Source organism: Paraburkholderia sp. PAMB 6770, assembly GCF_057748135.1.
On the sequence record NZ_CM173238.1, the window covers coordinates 1710558 to 1730965 of the forward strand.

Here is a 20408-nt window from a genome sequence, read left to right on the forward strand (position 1 = left end):
CAACAGTGGTGACGCCGGGCGGCGGGAGAGCGACGGGTACCGCGCGTGCCTTTTCGCGCATCCGCGGCGAAGGTTGCGCGGGGATCGGGATGCCGGACAGCCTGCGGTCGCGCTGGACAGCCTGCGGGCGCGCCGGCGCCCGGATGGCGGCTGGCGTTCGGATAGGTTCCCTGTTGCGTTCGGCTGGGCGCTGCGACGCCCGGCCCGGCGATGCGTGACAGGGTGCCGCCGCGCTGCGCGCGACGCGGCCGGTGCCGTTGCTGGCGCGCGTGCGACACCGTGACACCGTGACACTGTGACACCGTGACACCGTGACACCGTGACACCGTGACACCGGGACACCGGGACACCGGGACACCGGGACACCGGGACACCGGGACACCGCGACGAACAGGGCGCGCGCCGCGCGCGTCGCGGCCGGAACGCGCGCGGCCCCCTGCGGGGCCGCCGCGGCGCGCACAGGCGCCGCGCCCGCGTGTCAGGACATCACAGTGACGGACTTCGTGACGAGGTAGGCGTCCATCGCTTCCGGACCGCCTTCCGAGCCGTAGCCCGAATCCTTCACGCCGCCGAACGGCATTTCCGGCGTGGGCGTGGCCGGCTGGTTGATCCACAGCATGCCGACTTCGAGCTGCTGGGACAGCAGATGCACGTTGTGGAACGATTTCGTGAACGCGTAGCCCGCGAGGCCGAACGGCAGACGATTGGCTTCGCGGATCGCGTCTTCGAGCGAGTCGAACCCGCGGATCGCCGCGACCGGGCCGAACGGCTCGTTGTTGAATACGTCGGCTTCGAGCGGCACGTCGGTCAGCACGGTGGGCGCGAAGAAGTTGCCTTCGCTGCCGACGCGCTCGCCGCCGATGGCGACCTTCGCACCGCTCGAACGGGCGTTGTCCATCAGCGAGGCCATCGCAGTGAGGCGGCGCGCGTTCGCGAGCGGCCCGAGCGTCGTGCCCTCGGCGAGGCCGTCGCCGAGCTTCAGCCCTTGCGCATGCTTGACGAGCGCCGCGGTGAATTCCTCGCGGATGCTGTTGTGCACGAGAAAGCGCGTCGGCGAGATGCACACCTGGCCCGCGTTGCGGAACTTCGCGGCGCCGGCCGCCCTGACCGCGAGCGCGACGTCGGCGTCCTCGGCGACGATCACCGGCGCGTGGCCGCCCAGCTCCATCGTCGCGCGCTTCATGTGCTGGCCGGCGAGTGCGGCCAGTTGCTTGCCGACGGGCGTCGAGCCGGTGAAGGTGACTTTGCGGATCACCGGGTGCGCGATCAGGTAGCTGGAGATTTCCGCGGGGTTGCCGAACACGAGGCCGACCGTGCCGGCCGGCACGCCCGCTTCGACAAACGCCTGCAGCAGCGCGGCGGGCGACGCCGGGGTTTCTTCCGGCGCCTTCACGAGGAACGAGCAGCCGCTCGCGAGCGCGGCACACAGCTTGCGCACGACCTGGTTGACCGGGAAGTTCCACGGCGTGAACGCGGCTACCGGACCGACCGGCTCCTTGAGCACCAGCGCCTGCGCCGCGAGATTGCGCGACGGCACGACGCGGCCGTAGACGCGCCGGCCTTCGTCGGCGAACCATTCGATGATGTCGGCTGCGGAGAGCACCTCGATGCGGGCTTCGGCGAACGGCTTGCCCTGTTCGAGCGTCATCACGCGGCCGATTTCGGGGGCGCGCTCGCGCACCAGCGCGGCGGCCTTGCGCATGATCGCCGCACGCTCGTTGGCCGGCACCTTGCGCCAGGCGGCGAAGCCCTTCTGCGCGGCGGCGAGCGCCCGGTCGAGATCGGCGATGCCGGCGTGCGCGACCTTGCCGACCGGCTTGCCGGTCGCCGGGTTGATCACGTCGAGCGTCTTGCCGCTTGCGGCATCGCACCATTCGTTGTCGATCAGGAGGCGGGTATCGGGATAGCTGCTGGATGTGGTCATGCTGGGTTCCTCGGACTGGAAGGCGGAGGGCCGCCGTGCGCAACGCAGGCGGCCCGGACAAAACGGGGCTAGCGGCCATCTTAGCCGATTGTGCGCGAAGCTACCCGCAAGCCGGACGGCAACGCGGCGGCGGGCGGGTGCGTGCGCGGCCGCTCCGGGATCGCTTCGGGACTGTGCGGCGGGGTTGCGGCGCGCGCACGGGTGGCGGCCAGCGCCGGCGCGAAGCCGGGCCGGTGCCGACGATTCGCCCGGCAGATCCGGCAGGCAAACGCGGCAGGCAAACCCGAACGGCAAACCCGAACGGCAAACCCGAACGGCAAACCCGAACGGCAAACCCGAACGGCAAACCCGGCAGGCGGCACGTCGGGTACAGCAGAAAACCTCGCAAATCCTTGCGGCCTGAACGACGCGACGCTTACTTCGACGCTTCCTCGCTCGCCTTGCGCGGCGGATGCTGCGGGTCGTGCAGCTGGTCCGCGGACCAGCCGCCGCCCAGATCGCCGATCAGGTTGACCGAATCGACGAGCCGCTGCTCCTCCACCGACAGCGCCGACTGCTGGTTCGTCAGCTGGGTGGCCTGCGCGGTGGCCACCGTCGTGTAGTCGACCGTCCCGGCCTGGTACTCGTTCAGCGCGATCGCGGCGCCGCGGGTCGCGTCGCGCACCGCCGCCTGCAGCGCGCCGGCCTGCTGTTCGAGGATGCGCAGGCCCGACAGGTCGTTTTCCACGTCCTCGAACGCGGTCAGCACCGTGCCGCGATAGTTGGCGACCGCGGCGTCGTACGCGGCGCGCGCGGCCGCGACTTCGCCGCTGCGCTCGCCGCCGTCGAACAGCGTCTGCGTCGCGCTGCCGCCGAGCGACCACACGTAATTGGCCACGTGCAGCAGCCCGCCGAGCGGCGACTGCGTGAAGCCGTCGAGCGCCGACAGCGACACGCTCGGGTAATAGGCGGAAATCGCCACGCCGATCGCCGCGTTCTGCGCGGCCATCTGCCGCTCGGCCGTCGCGATGTCCGGACGCCGTTCGAGCAGCGTCGACGGCACGCCGGCCGGGATCGACGGCAGCGCCGGCAGCGCCGGGTCATACGGGATGTCGAGGTCCTCGGGATTCTTGCCGACCAGCACCGCGATCGCATGCGCGTACTGCGCGCGCGCGACGCCGAGCGCGATCAGGTTCGCCTGGGCGGTTTCGAGCTGCGTGCGCGCGGTGATCAGATCGGACGGCGCGACCGTGCCCGCGCGGTCCTGGTTTTCCACCACGTCGAGATAATGCCGGTATTGCGCGACGGTCTGGCGCAGCAGGTCGATATTGGCGTCGCTCGCGCGCAGGTCGATCACCGCGGTCGCGAGCGCAATCTGCTCGGACAGCGTGGCGTTGGCAAGCGTGGCCTCGCTTGCCTGCGCGGTGGCCGCGTTTTCCTCGATCGTGCGGCGCACCTGGCCCCAGACGTCGAGCTGCCAGCTCGCACTGCCTTCGAGCGTCCCCGAGTTCGTCGTCGACACGTAGGTGCCCCCCCCTCGGCTCGCGCTGCTGCTCACCGCGGCGCGCGAGCGCGTGGCCGAGCCGGTGATGCCGAGGGTCGGGAACAGGCTCGCGCGCGCGATGCGCACTTCGGCGAGCGCTTCCTGGTAGTTCGCGTAATCCTGGCGCACGGTCTGGTTCGACACCACGACCTGCGGTTCGAGCGTGTCGAGCAGCGGATCGTGAAACGCGGTCCACCAGTCGCCTTTCGGCCCGGCCGCATCCGGTTGCGCGGCGCTCCAGCCGGGCAGCTCGTGCCAGCTCGCCGGCACCGCGACGCCCGGACGGTGATAGTCGGGACCGACCATGCAGCCGGCGAGCAGCAGAGGCAGCAGCGGCAGCAATGCCGCGAGAGGTTTGCAGGACATCGGTGTGCGGGAAATCGTCATCTTAGGCCTTCGTATCCGGTTGACCCGGTTCGCCCGCCTGCGGCGGCTGCCGGTTCCACGGCAGCGTGGCCGACCAGCGCGCGAGCCGGCCGCGCAGGCGATCGAGATACAGGTAGATCACCGGCGTCGTGTACAGCGTGAACAGCTGGCTCAGGATCAGGCCGCCCATCACGGTGATCCCGAGCGGCTGGCGCAGCGACGCGCCCTGGCCGATGCCGACCGCGAGCGGCACGGCGCCGAGCACCGCGGCGGCGGTGGTCATCATGATCGGGCGCAGCCGCACGACGGCCGCTTCGTGGATCGCGTCGCGCGCGTTCATCCCTTCGGTGCGCTGCAGGACGATTGCGACGTCGACCATCATGATGCCGTTCTTCTTCACGATGCCGATCAGCAGGATGATGCCGATCATCGCGATCACCGAGAACGGCGTGCCGAAAATCAGCATCGCGAGGGTCGCGCCGATGCCGGCCGACGGCAGCGTCGACAGGATCGTGAGCGGATGCACCGCGCTCTCGTACAGCACGCCGAGCACCGTGTAGACCACGAACAGCGCCGCGAGGATCAGCAGCGGGATCGTGCCCATCGACTGCGCGAACGCCTGCGCGGCGCCGGCGAACGCGCCGTGCACGCTGGCCGGCATGCCGATCTCGCGCTCCGCCTGCTGGATCGCGACGGCCGCCTTGCTGAGCGAGCCGCCGGTGGGCAGGTTGAACGAGATCGTGCCGGCGACGAGCCCGCTCTGGTGGTTCACCTGGGTCGCGGTATGGCTGTTCGACGCGTGCAGCATCGCGAGCAGCGGCACCATCGTTTCGGCCGACGTGCTGTCCGCGCTGCCGGTCGAGCTGCCGCCGCGGCTGTTCGAGATGCTGTTGGTGGTCGCGTTGGCCTGCGCGTTCGCGTTCAGCGCATTGGTCGACGTGCTGGCTTCGCTCGTCGTCGTGCCCTTCACGGTACTGCCCGGCATCTGCGTCTGCGCGGTGCCGGCCGGGTTGCCGGCCGCCGTGCTCGCGTAGATCCGGTCGAGCGACTGCGGGTACTGCCAGTACTCGGGCGCGACCTCCATGACGACGAAGTACTGGTTCAGCGCGTTATAGATCGTCGACACGGTGCGCTGGCCGAATGCGTCGTACAGCACGCTGTCGAGCTGGTTCGGCGCGAAGCCGTAGCGCGCGGCCGTCGTGCGGCTGTAGGTGAGGTAGGTCTGCAGCCCGTGCTGCTGCAGGTCCGAGTTCACGTCGAGCACGGCGTCGCGGTGCTTGCCGAGCGCGGTGACGAGCTTCGGCGTCCACTTGTAGAGCGCGGCCGCGTCGTCGCTCGTGAGCGTGTACTGGTACTCGGCCGCCGACTGCCGGCCGCCGATGCGCAGGTCCTGCTGCGCCTGCAGGAACAGGCGTGCGCCGGACACCGCATCGAGCTTCGGCCGCAGCCGGTTCACGACCTCGGTGGCGGACACGTGCCGCTCGGCGAGCGGCTTGAGCTCGATGAACACGTTCGCGGTATTGAGCGCGCGCCCGCCGGTGAAGCCCGCGACCGACTGCACCGCGGGGTCCTTCTGCACGATCGCCTGCAGTTGAGCGAGCTTCTTTTCCATCGCGGAGAACGAGATGCTCTGGTCGGCGATGATCTGGCCGATCAGGATGCCCGTGTCCTGTTCGGGGAAGAAGGTGGCGGGCAGCAGCCGGAACAGGAACACGTTCAGCACCAGCAGCGCGCCGAGCACGAGGATCACCAGCAGCGAGTGGTCGAGCACGAGCGTGAGCGAGCGTGCATACGCATTCCTGAAGCGCTCGAACTGGCGCTCGGTCCAGCGCGCCCAGCGGCGCTGCGAGTGTCCGGCGTGCTGGCGGCTGAGCGCGTACGCGCACATCGCCGGGGTGACCGTGAGCGAGATCACGAGCGAGATCAGGATCGCGATCGACAGCGTGACCGCGAACTCGTGGAACAGCAGCCCGACGATGCCCGGCATCAGCAGGATCGGCAGGAACACCGCGATCAGCGACAGGCTCATCGAGACCACGGTGAACGCCACCTCGCCGCTGCCCTTGATGGCGGCCTCCCGCGGGCTCATGCCGGCTTCGAGGTGGCGCACGACGTTTTCGAGCACGACCACCGCGTCGTCGACGACGAAGCCGGTGCCGACCGTCAGCGCCATCAGCGACAGGTTGTCGATGCTGTAGCCGAGCAGGTACATCGGCCCGAACGTGCCGATCACCGACAGCGGCAGCGCGACCGCCGGCACCAGGGTCGCGCGCGGCGACTGCAGGAAGATGAACACGACGCCGACCACCAGCAGCATCGCGATGAACAGCGTGCGCTCGGTATCGGTGACCGACGCGCGCACCGACTCCGAGCGGTCGATCGCGACGTTCACGTGCACGCTGCTCGGCAGCGTCGCCTCGATCGCGGGCAGCACCGAGCGGATCTGCTGGACCGTCTTCACGACGTTGCTGCCCGGCATCGGATAGACGATCACGAGCACGGCCGACTTGCCGTTGAACAGGCCCGCGTTGCGGATGTTCTCGTTCGAGTCGCGCACGTCGGCCACGTCGCGCAGCAGCACCGGCGCGCCGTGGCGGTACGCGATCACGAGGTTGCGATAGGGCGCCGCATGCGTGATCTGGTCGTTGGACAGCACGACATAGCGCTGGCTGCCGATGTCGAGGTGGCCCTTCGCGCTGTCCGCGTTGGCCGCGCTGATCGCCGCGCGCACGTCTTCGAGGCCGATGCCGTAGCTGTTGAGCTTGCCCGGCTGCAGCTCGACGCGCACCGAGGGCAGCGCGCCGCCGCCGAGCGTGATCTGGCCGACGCCTTGCACCTGCGACAGCTGCTGCTGGATCACGGAGTCGGCCGAGTCGTAGAGCTGCGCTTTCGTGAGCGTGTCCGAGGTGAGCGCGAGCACCATCACCGGCGCATCGGCCGGGTTGTACTCGCGGTAGTTCGGGTTGCTGCGCAGCGTGGTCGGCAGGTCCGCGCGCGCGGCCTGGATCGCCGCTTCGACGTCGCGCGCCGCGCCGTTGATGTCGCGGTTCAGCCCGAACACCACGACGATCATCGACGAGCCGACCGAGCTGATCGAGGTCAGCTCGCTCACGTCGGCGATCGTGCCGAGACGCCGTTCGAGCGGCTCGGCCACCGTCGAGGCCATGATGTCCGGGCTCGCGCCGGCCATGCTCGCCTGCACGACGATGACCGGGTAGGCGACGTTCGGCAGCGGCGCGACCGGCAGCCGGAAGTACGCGAGGACTCCCGAGAGCAGGATGGCGATCGCGAGCAGCGTGGTCGCAACCGGCCGCCGGATGAAGAGCGCCGGGATGTTCAAGACGCCCCCTGCGCCGCATCCGTTTCGCCGCCGCGGCCTTTACGCCCGAAGCGCCGCGCGAGGCGATCGAAGAACAGGTAGATCACCGGCGTCGTGAACAGCGTGAGCAGCTGGCTGAGCGTGAGCCCGCCGATGATCGCGAGGCCGAGCGGCTGGCGCAGCTCCGAGCCCGTGCCGGTGCCGAGCAGCATCGGCAGCGCGCCCAGCATGGCCGCGAGCGTCGTCATCAGGATCGGCCGGAAGCGCAGCATCGACGCCTCGAAGATCGCGTCGCGCGGCGACTTGCCGTGCTCGCGCTCCGCTTCGAGCGCGAAGTCGACCATCATGATCGCGTTCTTCTTGACGATGCCGATCAGCAGCACGATGCCGATGATGCCGATCACGTCGAGATCGTTGCCGGCGAGCATCAGCGAGAGCAGTGCGCCGATGCCGGCCGACGGCAGCGTCGAGAGGATCGTCACCGGATGGATGAAGCTTTCGTACAGCACGCCGAGCACGATATAGACGGCCACCAGCGCGGCGAGCAGCAGGTACACCTCGCTCGACAGCGAATCTTCGAATGCCTGCGCGGCGCCCTGGAACGACGAGGTGATCGACGGCGGCAGATGGGTGGCCTGCTCGGCGGCGCGGATCTGCGACACCGCCGCACTGAGCGACGCGTCCTTCGCGAGGTTGAACGAGATCGTGACGGCCGGGAACTGCGCGAGATGGCTGATGACGAGCGGCGACTTCTCCGTGCGGATCTGCGCAATCGCGGAGAGCGGCACCTGGCCGCTGCTGCTCGTCTGGCTCGGCAGGTACAGGTTGCCGATCGACTGGACGGTCGGCAGCGACTCCGGCTTCGCGACGAGGATCACCCGGTACTGGTCGGACTGCTCGAAGATGGTCGACACGATGCGCTGGCCGAGCGTGTCGTACAGCGCGTTGTCGATGGTCGCGGGCGTGATGCCGAAGCGCGCGGCGAGCTGCCGGTTGACGTCGACGTACACCGCGTTGCCGTCGACGTTCAGGTCGCTCGTCACGTCCGTGATCGACGTGATCTGCTTCATCCGCGCGATCAGCGCCGGCACGTACTGGTTGAAGGCCTGCTGGTTCGGCCCGCGCAGCACGAAGCTGTACTGGTTCGGCGACACCGTCGTGTCGAGCGTCAGGTCCTGCTCCGGCTGCACGTACAGCTTGATGCCGGGCACGTCGGCGGTTTCCTGCTGCAGGCGCCGGGCGATTTCCGCGGCGCTCGACGAGCGCTTGTCCTTGCTCGCCAGGTCGATCAGGAAGCGGCCGTGGTTCAGCGTCGTGTTGATCCCGTCGATGCCGACATACGAGGTAAGCGACGTGACGTCCGGGTCCTTCAGGATCGCGCTGGCGAGGGCGCTCTGGCGCGCGACCATCGCCTTGTACGACACCGAGTTGTCGGCCACCGAGATGCCCTGGATCACTCCGACGTCCTGCACCGGGAACAGGCCCTTCGGAATCACCACGTACAGGATGCCCGTGAGCGCGACGGTGCCCACCGCCACCAGCAGCGTGAGGCGCTGGTGATCGAGCACCCACCGCAGGCCGCGCTCGTAAGCGGCGAGCGTGCGCTCGAACAGCCCCTCGCTGATGCGCTCGAAGCGGCTCGGATGGCGCTCGGCGCGCGCGCGCAGGATGCGCGCGCACATCATCGGCACGACCGTCAGCGAGACGACCGCCGACAGCACGATGGTCACCGCGAGCGTCACCGCGAACTCGCTGAAGAGCCGCCCGATCACGCCGCCCATGAACAGCAGCGGAATCAGCACCGCGATCAGCGAGACCGTCAGCGACAGGATCGTGAAGCCGATCTGGCCGGCGCCCTTGAGCGCGGCCTGCATCGGCGTCATGCCTTCCTCGAGGTAGCGCACGATGTTCTCGATCATCACGATCGAGTCGTCGACGACGAAGCCGGTCGCGATGATGAGCGCCATCAGCGACAGGTTGTCGATCGAGTAGTTGAGCTGGTACATCACCGCGAGCGTGCCGATCAGCGAGACCGGCACCGAGACGCTCGGAATGATCGTGGCCGGCACGTTGCGCAGGAACACGAAGATCACCGCGACCACCAGCACGATCGCGAGCACGAGTTCGAGCGCGGCGTCGCGCACCGACGCGCGGATGATACCGGTGCTGTCGGAGACGATCGTCACCTTCATGCCCGCGGGCAGCGTGGATTCGAGCTGCGGCAGTTCGAGCTTGATCTGGTCGACGGTCTTGATCACGTTCGCGCCCGGCTGGCGCTGCACGTTCAGCACGATGGCCGGCGTGCCGTTGTACCACGCGCCCTGCTCGACGTTCTGCGCGGCCGAGGTGACCCGCGCGATGTCGCGCATGAATACCGGCGCGCCGTTCTGGTACGCGACGACGGTGTTCAGGTAGTCCTTCGGGTCGCTGATCTGGTCGTTGCCGTTGATCGTGTAGTCGAGCTTCGGGCCGTCGAAGTTGCCTTTCGGCTGGCTCACGTTCACGTAGCTGAGCAGCGTGCGCAGGTCGTCGATGTTCAGCCCATAGGCAGCGAGCTTCTGCGGGTCGGCCTCGACCCGGATGGCCGGCACGTTGCCGCCGGCGGTCGTCACGACGCCGACGCCCGCGACCTCGGAAATCTTGGTCGCGAGGCGGTTGTTCGCCGCGTCCTGCAACTGCGTGAGCGACATCGAGTCCGACGTGACCGCGAGCGTGAGGATCGGCTGGTCGGCCGGATTGACCTTCGCGTAGGTCGGCGGCGCCGGCAGCCCGGACGGCAGGAAGCTGTTGGCGGCGTTGATGGCCTGCTGGACGTCCTGCTCGGCGACGTCGAGGTTGAGCGACAGGTTGAACTGCAGCGTGATCACCGATGCGCCGTCGGAGCTCGACGAGGTCATCTGCTGCAGACCCGGAATTTCGCCGAGCTGCACCTCGAGCGGGGCGGTCACGGTGGTGGCCATCACGTCCGGGCTCGCGCCCGGGTAGAAGGTCTGCACCTGGATGGTCGGATAGTCGACGTTCGGCAGCGACGAGACCGGCAGCACGCGGATCGCGATGAGGCCCACCAGCACGAGGGCGATCATCAGCAGCACCGTCGCGACGGGCCGGAGAATGAACAGACGGGAGATATTCATCGGCGCGGCGGCGGGCGGCTACGAGGCGGCGTGGGCGGAAGCGGCGTGGGCGCCGGACGCGCCGTGCGCCCCGTGGCGATGGCCGTGCGCGCCGCTCGCGCCCGCGGCGGCCGGCGTGGCAGACGCACCGGACGCATCGGACGCCGCCGCGGCGCCCGATGCGGCGGCCGGCGCGGCGGGGCGGATGTGCGCGCCGTCGCTCAGGCGGTCGGTGCCGTCGGTGACGACCCGGTCGCCGGCCGCGAGGCCCGACAGGATCACCGTGTCCTTGCCGTCGCTCGGGCCGAGCGTGACCTTGCGCACCGAGACGGTGTCGTTCGCGTTCACGAGAAACACGTAGTCGCCGGGCGCGCCGGTCTGGACCGCCGGCGTCGGCACGAGCAGCGCGTTTTGCATCGTGTCGACCAGCAGCTTCACATTGACGAATTCGTTCGGAAAGAGCGCTTCGTCGTCGTTCGGGAAGGTGGCGCGCAGCGTGACGGTGCCGGTCGACGTGGCCATCTGGTTGTTGACCGCGTACAGCGTGCCGGTGGCGATTTCCTTCGAGTTGTCGCTGCTGAGCGCGGTGACCGGCAGCTTCGCGCCGCTGTTCATGCGCTGCACGATCGCGGCGAGCTGGTCCTGCGGCACCGTGAACTGGACGGTGGTGGGCTTGACGGTGGTAATCACGACGATGCCGGTGGACGACGAGGCCGTCACGTAGTTGCCCGGGTCGACGAGGCGCAGGCCGACGCGTCCGGCCACCGGCGCGGTGATCCGGCAGTATTCGAGGTCGAGCGTGTACTGCGCGATGTTCGCGAGGTCCGACTTCACCGCGGCGGCATCCTGCTGGACGAGGAACTGCTGGTCGGTGTAGGTCTGCTCGGCGATCGACTTGTTCTTGTACAGCAGCGTGTAGCGCGCGAGGTCGGAGCGCGCCTGTGCGAGCGACGCCTGGTCTTTCGCGAGCTGGGCCTCGGCCTGCTGCTTCGAGATCTCGTACTGGCGCGGATCGATCTGCGCGAGGAACTGGCCTTTCCTGACCTCCTCGCCTTCCTGATAGCCGACTTCGGTCAGGTAGCCGCTCAGTTGCGGCAGCACCGTGACGGTGGCGACCGGCGTGACCGTGCCGAGCTCGTTGAGCTCGACGGGCATCGCCCCCCGCTGCGCGGCGGCGACCGTGACGACCTGCGCGGCCGCGCCGCGCGCCGGCTTCTTGCGGTGCAGCAGGTGGAACACGACCAGCGCGGCCAGTGCCAGCACGATCACGCCGAACACGACGGGCCAGCGGTTCCGGCGCTTCGGCTGAGTGGACCCGGCTTCGCTCATAAGACTCTCCGAAAACTGAACAGGGATTGCGGTGGATGCTGCGGCTCACGCGGTGCAGCAGGCATGCGCGGCGCCGGCCATGCACCTCGCATTGCCACGTCTGTACCGCGCCCGCGCGGCATGAGCGCGATTGCCCGCGCAACATGCCATGTTTCCCGCACCTTGTCACGCCCGCACGACCGCACGCCCGCACGCCCGCATGCGGGCCTGACGGACGGCAGCACGGCGCGGCATGCTGCCCGACCGGGGCCATGACACGGCGGTCGACCCCGGCGCGGCCGCGAGGGCGCACATCCGCGCGCACATGAACAATCAGCAGATCATTCGCTAGCGGCGAAGTTTACAGTGCCCTCCAGGATTGCGGGTCACAGCGGATGTGAAAACCATTTCACCGTGTTACGCAGCCGCCGCCAGCGAAAGGGAAACGAAAGAAAAAAGAGGCGCTTCACGCGCGCACCTCGCCATCCCCGGACGGTGCGGCCCGCGCGAGCCGCGCGCGCACGAAACCGACGTGTTCGCGCAGCACATAGAACGCGTCCGCATACGCGAGCGGCATGCGCAGCTCGTTCAGCGCGGCCTCGATCTGGTCGAGTTCGCCGAACAGCGCGCGGCGCTCCGCCTGCGACGGCTCCTTCAGCGCCTCGCGCTCGATTGCGATCAGCGAGCCGTAGTAGCGGTAGATCCGCGAGCGCACGCGCCAGCGGTACAGCGCCGGAATCACCCGCAACGCGGGCACGAGCAGCACCGCCAGCGGCACGAGCAGCACCAGCGTGCGGTCGACCACGCTCGCGAGCCAGAACGGCAGGCTGCGGTACAGGAAGCTCTTGCCGGTCCGGTAGTAGCGCTGCGCGTCCTCGCTGACCGGGAACTCGCGCTCCTGCGGGTTCGGAAACTGGCCCGCGCGCTGCAGCAGCCCGGGGCGGCCGTGCACTTCCTGGGCGGCTTCGATCAGCAGGTCGGAGATCGCCGGATGCAGCGTGCGGCGCGCGACCAGCTCGACCGTCGGACTGACGAGATGGACGGTGTCGGGCGGGATCCGGTGGCGCAGGTCGAGCACGCCGGGCGGCAGGTCTACTTCGTCGAGGTACGGGAAGATGCGCGTGTACGCGCGCGCCTCGTCGAAATTCAGCACCGAGATGCCCGGGACGCGCAGCAGCCGCAGCATCAGCGCGCGGGTGGCCGAATCGCCGTTCAGGATCGCCGCGTCGAGCGTGCCGGAGACGAGTTTCGTCGCGGCCTGCAGACCGTCGTCGGGCAGCAGCGGGGTATCGCCGCCGGGATCGATGCCGTTCGCGTCGAGCAGCTTCAGCGCGAGCACGCGGGTGCCGCTGCCGGGGCGGCCGATCGCGATGCGCCGGCCTTCGAGCTGCGCGAGGCTCGTGAGTCCGCTGCCGCGATAGAACACCACGACCGGGTCGTAGAACAGGTTGCCGAGCGACATCAGCGACGCCGTGTCGAGCCCGTCGGACACGCCGCCCTGCACGAGCGCGATGTCGACGTGCTGCTTCGGGTCGAGCAGGCGTTCGAGGTTCTGCCGCGAGCCGTCCGAATGGAGCACCTTCAGCGTGATGCCGTTGCGCGCGAGGATCGCGCGGTAGGCGTCGGCGGCGACGGTGAACGCGCTGTCGCGCGGACCGGCGCTGATCGTGATGGTGTGCGGCGGCGCGGGATCGACGAGCCAGACCACCAGCGTCACGAGCACCGCGACCAGCACGGCGAGCGGCGCGAAGGTCAGCGTCAGGTCGCGCAGGTCCGCGTGCGAATGCTCGGCGGGAAAGGGCGGGGGGCGATGGCGTCGCTCGCGCATGGGCGCTCCGTGGACAGGGCGGGGCGCGGGGGCGCCCGCTTCGGCGGTGCTGCTAGCGTAGCAGGTGCGGGGGGCGCGCGGCCGCGTGCGCCTGGATGCGCCGCGTGCGCCTCAATGCGCGGTATGCGCCCCATGCGCGGCATGCGCCTCATGCGCCTCGATGCGGCCCAACCCCGCCCAACCCCGCTCAGTACCGCACGAGGATCGTCACGCGGCGGTTCGCCGCGCGCGCGGCGGCGTCGTCGCCGAGCACGAGCGGCACGTTGTCCGCGCGGCCGATTGCCGCGAGCCGGTGCGGTTCGATGCCGCGTTCGACGAGGTAGCGCACCACCGCGCCCGCGCGCGCCGACGACAGCTCCCAGTTCGACGCGTACATCGCATTCGAGATCGGCGTGCTGTCGGTGTGGCCTTCGACGTAGATATCGCGCGTCGTGTGGTCTTTCAGCGCGCCCGCGATCCGGTCGAGTACCGGGTCGGCGTCCGGCAGCAGGTGTGCGTCGCCGGCGCGGAACAGGATCTTCGCGTTGATCGCGATCTCGACGCTGTCGGGCCGCTCGTCGAGGCGGATCTGCCCCGCGTCGCGCAGCACGTGCAGCTCGCCGAGCAGCGCGGCGCGCGCGCGCCACTGCGCGGGCGACGGCTGCGGGGTCAGGCCGGCGCTTGCCCGGGCCGGCGCGGCCGCGCCGGCCGCCGCAGCCGGGCGAGCGGTCCGCAGATCGCGTGCGTCGCGCTGACGGTCCTGCGCGAGCTGGATCGCGTACAGCGCGAGAAACAGCACCATCAGCGTCGTGACCAGATCGGAGTACGACAGCAGCCAGCGTTCGGGATGCGCATCGGCTTCGTCGTCGAGCTTCGGGTTCGGCTTGCCACCCGGTTTGCCGCCCGGTTTGCCCGTCAGTGTCGTCATGACGCAGGCCTCGAAAACATAAGGGGGGACGGGGGCGTCACGCGAGCTGCGCGCTTGCGCGTTCGCGCGTCTCGGCGGTCAGGCGGGTCTCGATCGTCTGCGGCGATTCGCGCCGCGAAATCGCCAGCAGCCCGTCGAAGTAGAGCTTGCGGTAGCGCAGCTCGTTGTCGACCTGCGCCTTGATCTTGCCGTAGATCGGCAGGAACAGCACGTTCGCGAGCGCGAGCCCGTAGAGCGTCGTCACGAACGCCACCGCGACGCCCGCGCCGAGGCGCGCCGGCTCCAGGATGTGGCCCGTCACCTGGATCAGCCCGAGCACCGCGCCGAGGATCCCGAAGGTCGGCGCGTAGCCGCCCGCCTGCAGCCAGATGCGCGCGGCCGCCATGTGATTGCGCTCGTACGCGTCGAGCTCGCGCTGCAGCGCGTCCTCGATCACCGCGGTCGGCACGCCGTTGGCGATCAGTTCGAGGCCGCGCCGCGCGAACGGATGAATGCCGTTCACGTCCATCGACTCGAACGCGAGCATGCCGTTCAGTTTCGCGCTGTGCCCCCATTCGAGCAGCACCGACAGGCTCTGCCGGTCGACCGGCCGGGCGGGCCGGAACGCGAAGCGCAGCTGCCGCACGCCGTCCGCGAAGCGGCGCCACGTGTTCTGCACCATCACCGCGCCGATCGTGCCGCCCAGCACGATGACGAGCGCTTCGAGCTGGAACAGCGACGCGAAGCGTCCGCCCTCCAGCGCGAAGCCGCCGACAATCGCAGCCACGCCGACAAGCGCGCCGCACAGGGTCAGGATATCCATGCTCAAGCTCGAAAGTGCATCGTGAGAGAGGGGGCGGGTGCGTGCCGCCGCGCGCCGCACCGCGCGCCCGGTCGCCGGAATGCGGCGGCGCCGCGCTGCACGCGGGCCGCCGCATTCCGGCTAGCCGGCGTTGTGGCCGAGCGGCGCGGCCGCGGCCGGCGGCGGCGCCTTCAGACTGCGTACGAGGTCGATGAAGCGCTGCTCGATCTCCGGAATCTCCAGCGGATCGACCTTGACGTCGCGCCGCATGATCCACGAAATCTCGTTCTGCCGCGCCTGGCTCATCGCGGCGAGCAGCCGTTCGGCGATCGCGCCGTCGGCAAGCGACGACATCAGCTTCGCGAGATCGTAGGTATCGAATGCGCTGACCGCGTCGAACAGCGTGCGCTGGTCGACGAACTCGAGATCGCCGAGCGATTCGAGCTCGCTCGCCGCGCGCGCCTTGCGCCGCGAGAAGTAGGCGGTGCCGTGCTCTTCGACGTAGTTCAGCACGCGGGTCTTGCGGAACGCGAAAATGTCCTCGGCGATTTCCGAATGCGACAGCTTCTTCAGGATCAGTTGCCGCTCGACGCCGATCAGCGCCTCCAGGTCCGCCAGCTCGATCAGTTCGAGCTCGCCGGTGATCGCGATGTCGAGATCGTGGTCGGCGACCTGCTGCGCGCGCTCGGTGATCCGCACCGGGTCGAACGCGACCATGTGGCGCCCGCCGGCGTTTTCCTCGCCCGCGTAGCCCGACGTGCCCTTGCTCGCGAAGTCCGGGCGGCCCGCTTCGAACGAGATCAGGTTGAGCTTTTCCATCCGCTTGAGCATCGCCATCACGTGCAGGCGCGAGTGGCCGGCGATCGCGCGGCACTTCTTCACGACGTCGGCGAGCGGCACCGCGACTTCCTCGCTCTGCGCGCGCCGCGTGCGCGGCTCGCGCTCGACGGCGGCGCCCATCAGCGCGAGCACGTTCGCGTACGACAGCACGCCCGGCAGGAAGTCCGCGTGCGTGTAGGTGGCGAGCTGGTCGTCCTTGCGCTTGCCGCGGCGGATCAGCGTGCGCACGAGGTGCCGCAGCAGCGGCGACAGGCGTTCGAGTTCCTGCTCGACGATGCTGGTTTCGATTTCGGTGAGCCGGCAGAAGGTGAGCGCCTTGGCGGTGGAGCCGCGCGGTTCCGAGGGCAGCAGCGCGGATTCGCCGAAAATCTCGCCCTTGCCGAGCGTCGCGAGCACGACGCGTTTCTCGTCGGCCTGGGTGGAGAGTTCGACTTTGCCGTCGGCGATCACGAAGAGCGATGCCGTGCCGACATAGCCTTCCGAGTAGATGATTTCACCCGGTGCCGCGGTGCGCGATCTGGACGAGTTTTGCTGATTCAAGGTGATTCCCCGCGGTATGGCGACACGCTGTGCGTGCTGATGTTCGTTCTGGTGTCCGGCTCTGCCCGGCGCGTGCCGGTGTGTCCTCATATCCGGGCTAACGGCGCGCGGCGCGAATTCTTTAGCGGCGCGCGGCCGCGCGCGCCGCACGCGGGCGAGGGGGCGCGCCGGCCGCTGGGGCGTGGCGTACCGGCAGGGAAATCCCCTGGTGCCGGCGCGGCCTGGCGGCGCGTGCGCCGGCAGAAAACGGCAGGACACGCGCGCGTCCGGCATCGGCGCAGCCAGATAATCAGTAAAACTAAGCAATGATACCGCGCGCCACTCGTCTGACAATTGCGTCCGGACAACGTTTGCGTGCGCCGGCGCGGCGCTCAGTCGGCGATGCGCTTGTCGGCCAGCGCGCGTTCGCAGTCGCTCAGCACCTGGACGACGAGCCGGGCGTCGAGGTTCAGGTCGTCGGTATCGAGAATTTCTTCGACGGCTTCGCGCGCCCAGTCGGCGTCGACGAAGCGCGCGTGCTGGCGCGCGATGTCGACCGCGAGCGCGGAGAGCCGCGCGATCGCGAGCCAGTCGGCTTCCCGCTGGTGACGGTCGAGCCACTTGTGGGCCGCCTGCACGTGAAACGACGGCTCGGGCCAGGCTTCGTTCAGGTAGTAGGCGCCAAGGCTCCCGCAGGTGAGCCAGCACAGCAGTTCCACGCGATCGCGTGGGCTCAGATGAAGGCGTACATCGCTCATGGCAACGCTCGCTACGATGAGTGGCATGCGGTTGCGCTTCCGCTGGCCGACCGCTGCCTGCCGGCGGCCGCGCGAACCGGTCCGCGCGCCCCCGTCTGGACCTCGCGCGGGGGCAACGGCGGGCAACTCAACGATAGCACGCGCCGCATGCAAACTGGAATACCTGTTGCCGGCGGTGTACGGCGTCGTACGCGCGGCGCGTCAGAAGTTGTATTGCAGGTAGATTTCGCTGAAATTGGCGCCGGGGTTCGGGTGTTCGAGACCGGCATTGGAGACGTGCTGGAAGCGAAAGCCGGCGAGGTACTGCTGGTGCGCGCCGAACGCCGCGCCGACGCCCACCGTGTCGGCGAACTGGAACGACGACGAGAACGTGCGCTCGCTCGTCTCGCGCACGTGCGACAGCATCCGCAGACCGATGCCCGCCTCGATGTACGGCCTCAGCCAGCCGCTGCTGCGGATGAAGCGCACCATCGGCGTGAGGCCGAACTCCCAGATGTTCGGGTGGGACGCGCCGCTTTCGAAAATGTCCCAGTAGCCCACGTGCGCCTCGCCCACCAGCGTGAAGTGATAGCCGCCGATGGCCCACCAGGTCAACCCCGGATTCCACGCGAGACCGAGGTCGCCCTTCTTGATGCCGTGATCGGCGACGCCGCCCGCCAGCTGGATGCCGAACGAGCCGGCGCGCGCGGGCAGGCTGCCGAGTGCGAGGACGCAAAAGATGGCCGCGCGCAACCATTTCCCTGACGACGTCCGTTGATCCGTTCGCATGCGAAATCCGGCTGTGTTCCGATTCGGGGCGCAGGGGCCGCGAGGGGCGCGGGTTCGGCCCGGGCCGCCGGCCGATGCGACAGGCCGGCGCCTGGCCCTTGCGCGCGGTCGCTGCCACGATTGCCGTGCATCATGGCATGGTCGGGTTCTGCTTGCAGCGTGCGTGCGCGCGCGCATGCACGCGCCGATGGGCCGAGCCCTGCGCGGCTGGCGGCGTCCTCAGCCTGCGCCGACCGCGCGTACCGGCGCGAGCTTCACGGCCGGCACGAACAGCAGCGCCGCGACCGCCAGCAGCGCGATCAGCAGGATCGACGAGAAGGTCAGGTGCAGCGAGTGATGCAGCACCAGCCGCACCGCGGCATCGGCCGGGGTGGCGGTGCCCGGCGCGGGCGCGCCGCCCGCGCCCGATGCCGCGTCGAGCAGCTGCCGCAGCGCGCCGGGGTCGATCGCGTGCGCGCCCGGCGCATGCGCGAGCCCGTAGTTCAGCACGGCGCCGAACATCGCCGCGCCGAGCGTGCTGCCGAGATTGCGCGAGAACAGGTTCGACGCGGTCGCGCTGCCGCGCTCGGACGGCCGCACGATCTCCTGGATCAGGATCAGCGCCGCGAGGCTCGTGATCCCCATGCCGAGCCCCATCACCAGCGAGCCGATGCCGGCCATCACCGGCGAGCTGTGCGGCCCGAGGGTGGCGAAGAACACCGCGCCGAGCGGCAGGAACACGCTGCCGCCGAGCATCGTGCGGCGCAGCCCGAGCCGGTGGAACGTGCGCGCGGTGAAGGTCGCGCCGGCGGGCCAGCCGAGCATGATCATCGTCAGCGCGAGGCCGGCGACGACCGGCGAGCGCGCGAGCACCCCCTGCACGTACATCGGCAGGAAGCTCGTGAGGCCCATCAGCGCCATGCCCGAGAGCACCGTCGCGACGTTGCTCGCGGCGATCGGACGATGCGCCCACAGCGCGAACGAGATCATCGGGTCGGGCGCGCGCCGCTCCTGCAGCACGAACAGCACGCCGCCGATCGCGCTCAGCGCGAACTCCGCGAGCACCCGCGTGCTGCTCGCGCCGGCGTCGCTTGCGTCGGTGAGGCCGAGCATCAGCGCGCCGATCGCGAGCGTGAAGAGCGCGGCGCCGGCGAAATCGATCGACGGCCGCGTGTGCGCCTCGTGCTCGTGCAGGAACGCGACGAAGCCGAACGCCGACGCGATGCCGATCGGCACGTTGATCCAGAAGATCCACGACCACGAGAGATCGCGGATCAGCAGCCCGCCGGCCATCGGCCCGATGACGGCCGCGATCGCCCACACGCTCGCGAGATAGCCCTGGATCTTGCCGCGCTCGTGCGCCGGATACAGATCGCCGACGATCGTCAGCGTGACCGGCTGGATCGCGCCCGCGCCGACGCCCTGGATCAGGCGGAACACGATCATCGCCGGCATCGACCAGGCGAAGCCGGCGCCGAGCGAGCCCGCGAGGAAGATCGCGATGCCGGCGAGCACGGTGGGCTTGCGTCCGTAGAGATCGGCGAGCTTGCCGAACACGACGGTCATCGCCGTCTGCGCAAGCAGGAACGACGAGAAGACCCAGCTGTAGAGATGCAGCCCGCCGAGCTGCGTGACGATCTGCGGCATCGCGGTCGAGACGATCGTCGCCTCGATCGCGACCATGGCCATCGACGCCATGATCGATGCGATCACGAGCGAGCGCCGGGTCTTCGGATGGTGTGACATGGGGATGAACAAGAGGGTGGCGCGCGGCGCGTTGCGTCGCCGCACGTGAATCAAGGCGCCGATGTTACCGCTTCCGCGCGAAAGCCGCTTTCGGGCTGACAACGGGGAGATGTGGGGCGTGGGCCGCGCAGGCGGCGCAGGCGATGTGGGCCACGCGAGAAACGCGAGCCAGGCGAGCCGGGCAGGGCAACAGGTCGCGCGGGCCGCGAAGCTACACAAGCCACACAAGCCACACAAGCGCCCCAGTCCGCGTGCCAGATGATGGTGCAACGCGGCATCGCGGTGCACCAGGTCGGGCCATCGCCGCGCCGCGGCGGCGCGTGCGCCACGGGCGCCGGGGGCTGCGGGCGAGGTCGTCGGGGCCGGTGTGCGCCGGGACGCGGCCCCTGAATCGGAACGGACCGCAGCGGGCCGGAGCAGACCGCAGCGATCCGGCATCCCCCGTTGCGCCGGGCGCGCGAACCCCGCCGCGCGACGTGCGGTTTATCGCGGGTCATCGCGCGCAGGCGAGGACGCGCCGTGCCGACGGCGGTGCCGCGTGCGGCAGCGCACAACGGTGGCACGGCTATTGCATGATCCGCGGCGAGGCCAACGACGGCTTCGACGTATCGCATCGCCATCTGGGCCGCCCCGACCGGGTTGCCCGCCGGGACAACGGCGTCCCGGGCACCTGTTGCGTCTTCGCATGCGCGAAGGCCGGCAACGGGCGCCCGGGACGCTTTTTTTTGTC

12 protein-coding genes are annotated in these 20408 nt (G+C 69.6%); all 12 read right to left on the reverse strand.

Going from position 1 to position 20408, the window contains the following annotated elements; all coding sequences use genetic code 11:
- Window positions 1-478 precede the first annotated feature (478 nt).
- The 12 genes from AC3AP7_RS07835 to AC3AP7_RS07890 all read right to left on the reverse strand — a co-directional run bounded on the left by AC3AP7_RS07835 (window position 479) and on the right by AC3AP7_RS07890 (window position 19678).
- Complete coding sequence (locus AC3AP7_RS07835; protein ID WP_475764224.1) at window positions 479-1924, reverse strand: NAD-dependent succinate-semialdehyde dehydrogenase; 1446 nt, start codon at window positions 1922-1924, stop codon at window positions 479-481.
- Between the two features lie 415 nt (window positions 1925-2339).
- Window positions 2340-3812, reverse strand: a complete 1473-nt coding sequence (locus tag AC3AP7_RS07840; protein WP_475764223.1) for an efflux transporter outer membrane subunit — start codon at window positions 3810-3812, stop codon at window positions 2340-2342.
- A 22-nt stretch (window positions 3813-3834) separates the two neighbouring features.
- Window positions 3835-7152 carry an efflux RND transporter permease subunit gene (locus tag AC3AP7_RS07845; RefSeq protein WP_475764221.1) on the reverse strand — a complete coding sequence of 1106 codons (3318 nt, stop codon included), beginning with the start codon at window positions 7150-7152 and terminating at the stop codon, window positions 3835-3837.
- Entirely contained in the window at window positions 7149-10265 is a 3117-nt protein-coding gene (locus AC3AP7_RS07850; protein ID WP_475764219.1) for an efflux RND transporter permease subunit, read from the reverse strand. The genes AC3AP7_RS07845 and AC3AP7_RS07850 overlap by 4 nt, the downstream gene beginning before the upstream one ends.
- 18 nt (window positions 10266-10283) lie before the next feature.
- Window positions 10284-11573 (reverse strand): efflux RND transporter periplasmic adaptor subunit, encoded by a 1290-nt coding sequence (locus AC3AP7_RS07855; protein WP_475764217.1) that lies wholly within the window; start codon window positions 11571-11573, stop codon window positions 10284-10286.
- Between the two features lie 445 nt (window positions 11574-12018).
- Window positions 12019-13380 carry a TAXI family TRAP transporter solute-binding subunit gene (locus AC3AP7_RS07860; RefSeq protein ID WP_475764215.1) on the reverse strand — a complete coding sequence of 454 codons (1362 nt, stop codon included), beginning with the start codon at window positions 13378-13380 and terminating at the stop codon, window positions 12019-12021.
- Window positions 13381-13567: 187 nt separating this feature from the next.
- Window positions 13568-14287 (reverse strand): OmpA/MotB family protein, encoded by a 720-nt coding sequence (locus AC3AP7_RS07865; protein ID WP_475764213.1) that lies wholly within the window; start codon window positions 14285-14287, stop codon window positions 13568-13570.
- Window positions 14288-14324: 37 nt separating this feature from the next.
- Complete coding sequence (locus AC3AP7_RS07870; RefSeq protein ID WP_475764211.1) at window positions 14325-15089, reverse strand: flagellar motor protein; 765 nt, start codon at window positions 15087-15089, stop codon at window positions 14325-14327.
- 120 nt (window positions 15090-15209) lie between these two features.
- A complete protein-coding gene (locus tag AC3AP7_RS07875; protein ID WP_475764209.1) occupies window positions 15210-16448 on the reverse strand; it encodes a cyclic nucleotide-binding domain-containing protein in 1239 nt (412 codons plus the stop codon).
- 371 nt (window positions 16449-16819) lie between these two features.
- Entirely contained in the window at window positions 16820-17185 is a 366-nt protein-coding gene (locus AC3AP7_RS07880; protein WP_475764207.1) for a hypothetical protein, read from the reverse strand.
- A 201-nt stretch (window positions 17186-17386) separates the two neighbouring features.
- Window positions 17387-17953, reverse strand: coding sequence for an acyloxyacyl hydrolase (locus AC3AP7_RS07885; protein ID WP_475764205.1), 567 nt, complete (start codon window positions 17951-17953; stop codon window positions 17387-17389).
- A gap of 219 nt (window positions 17954-18172) precedes the next feature.
- Complete coding sequence (locus AC3AP7_RS07890; protein WP_475764204.1) at window positions 18173-19678, reverse strand: MDR family MFS transporter; 1506 nt, start codon at window positions 19676-19678, stop codon at window positions 18173-18175.
- Window positions 19679-20408: the final 730 nt, after the last annotated feature.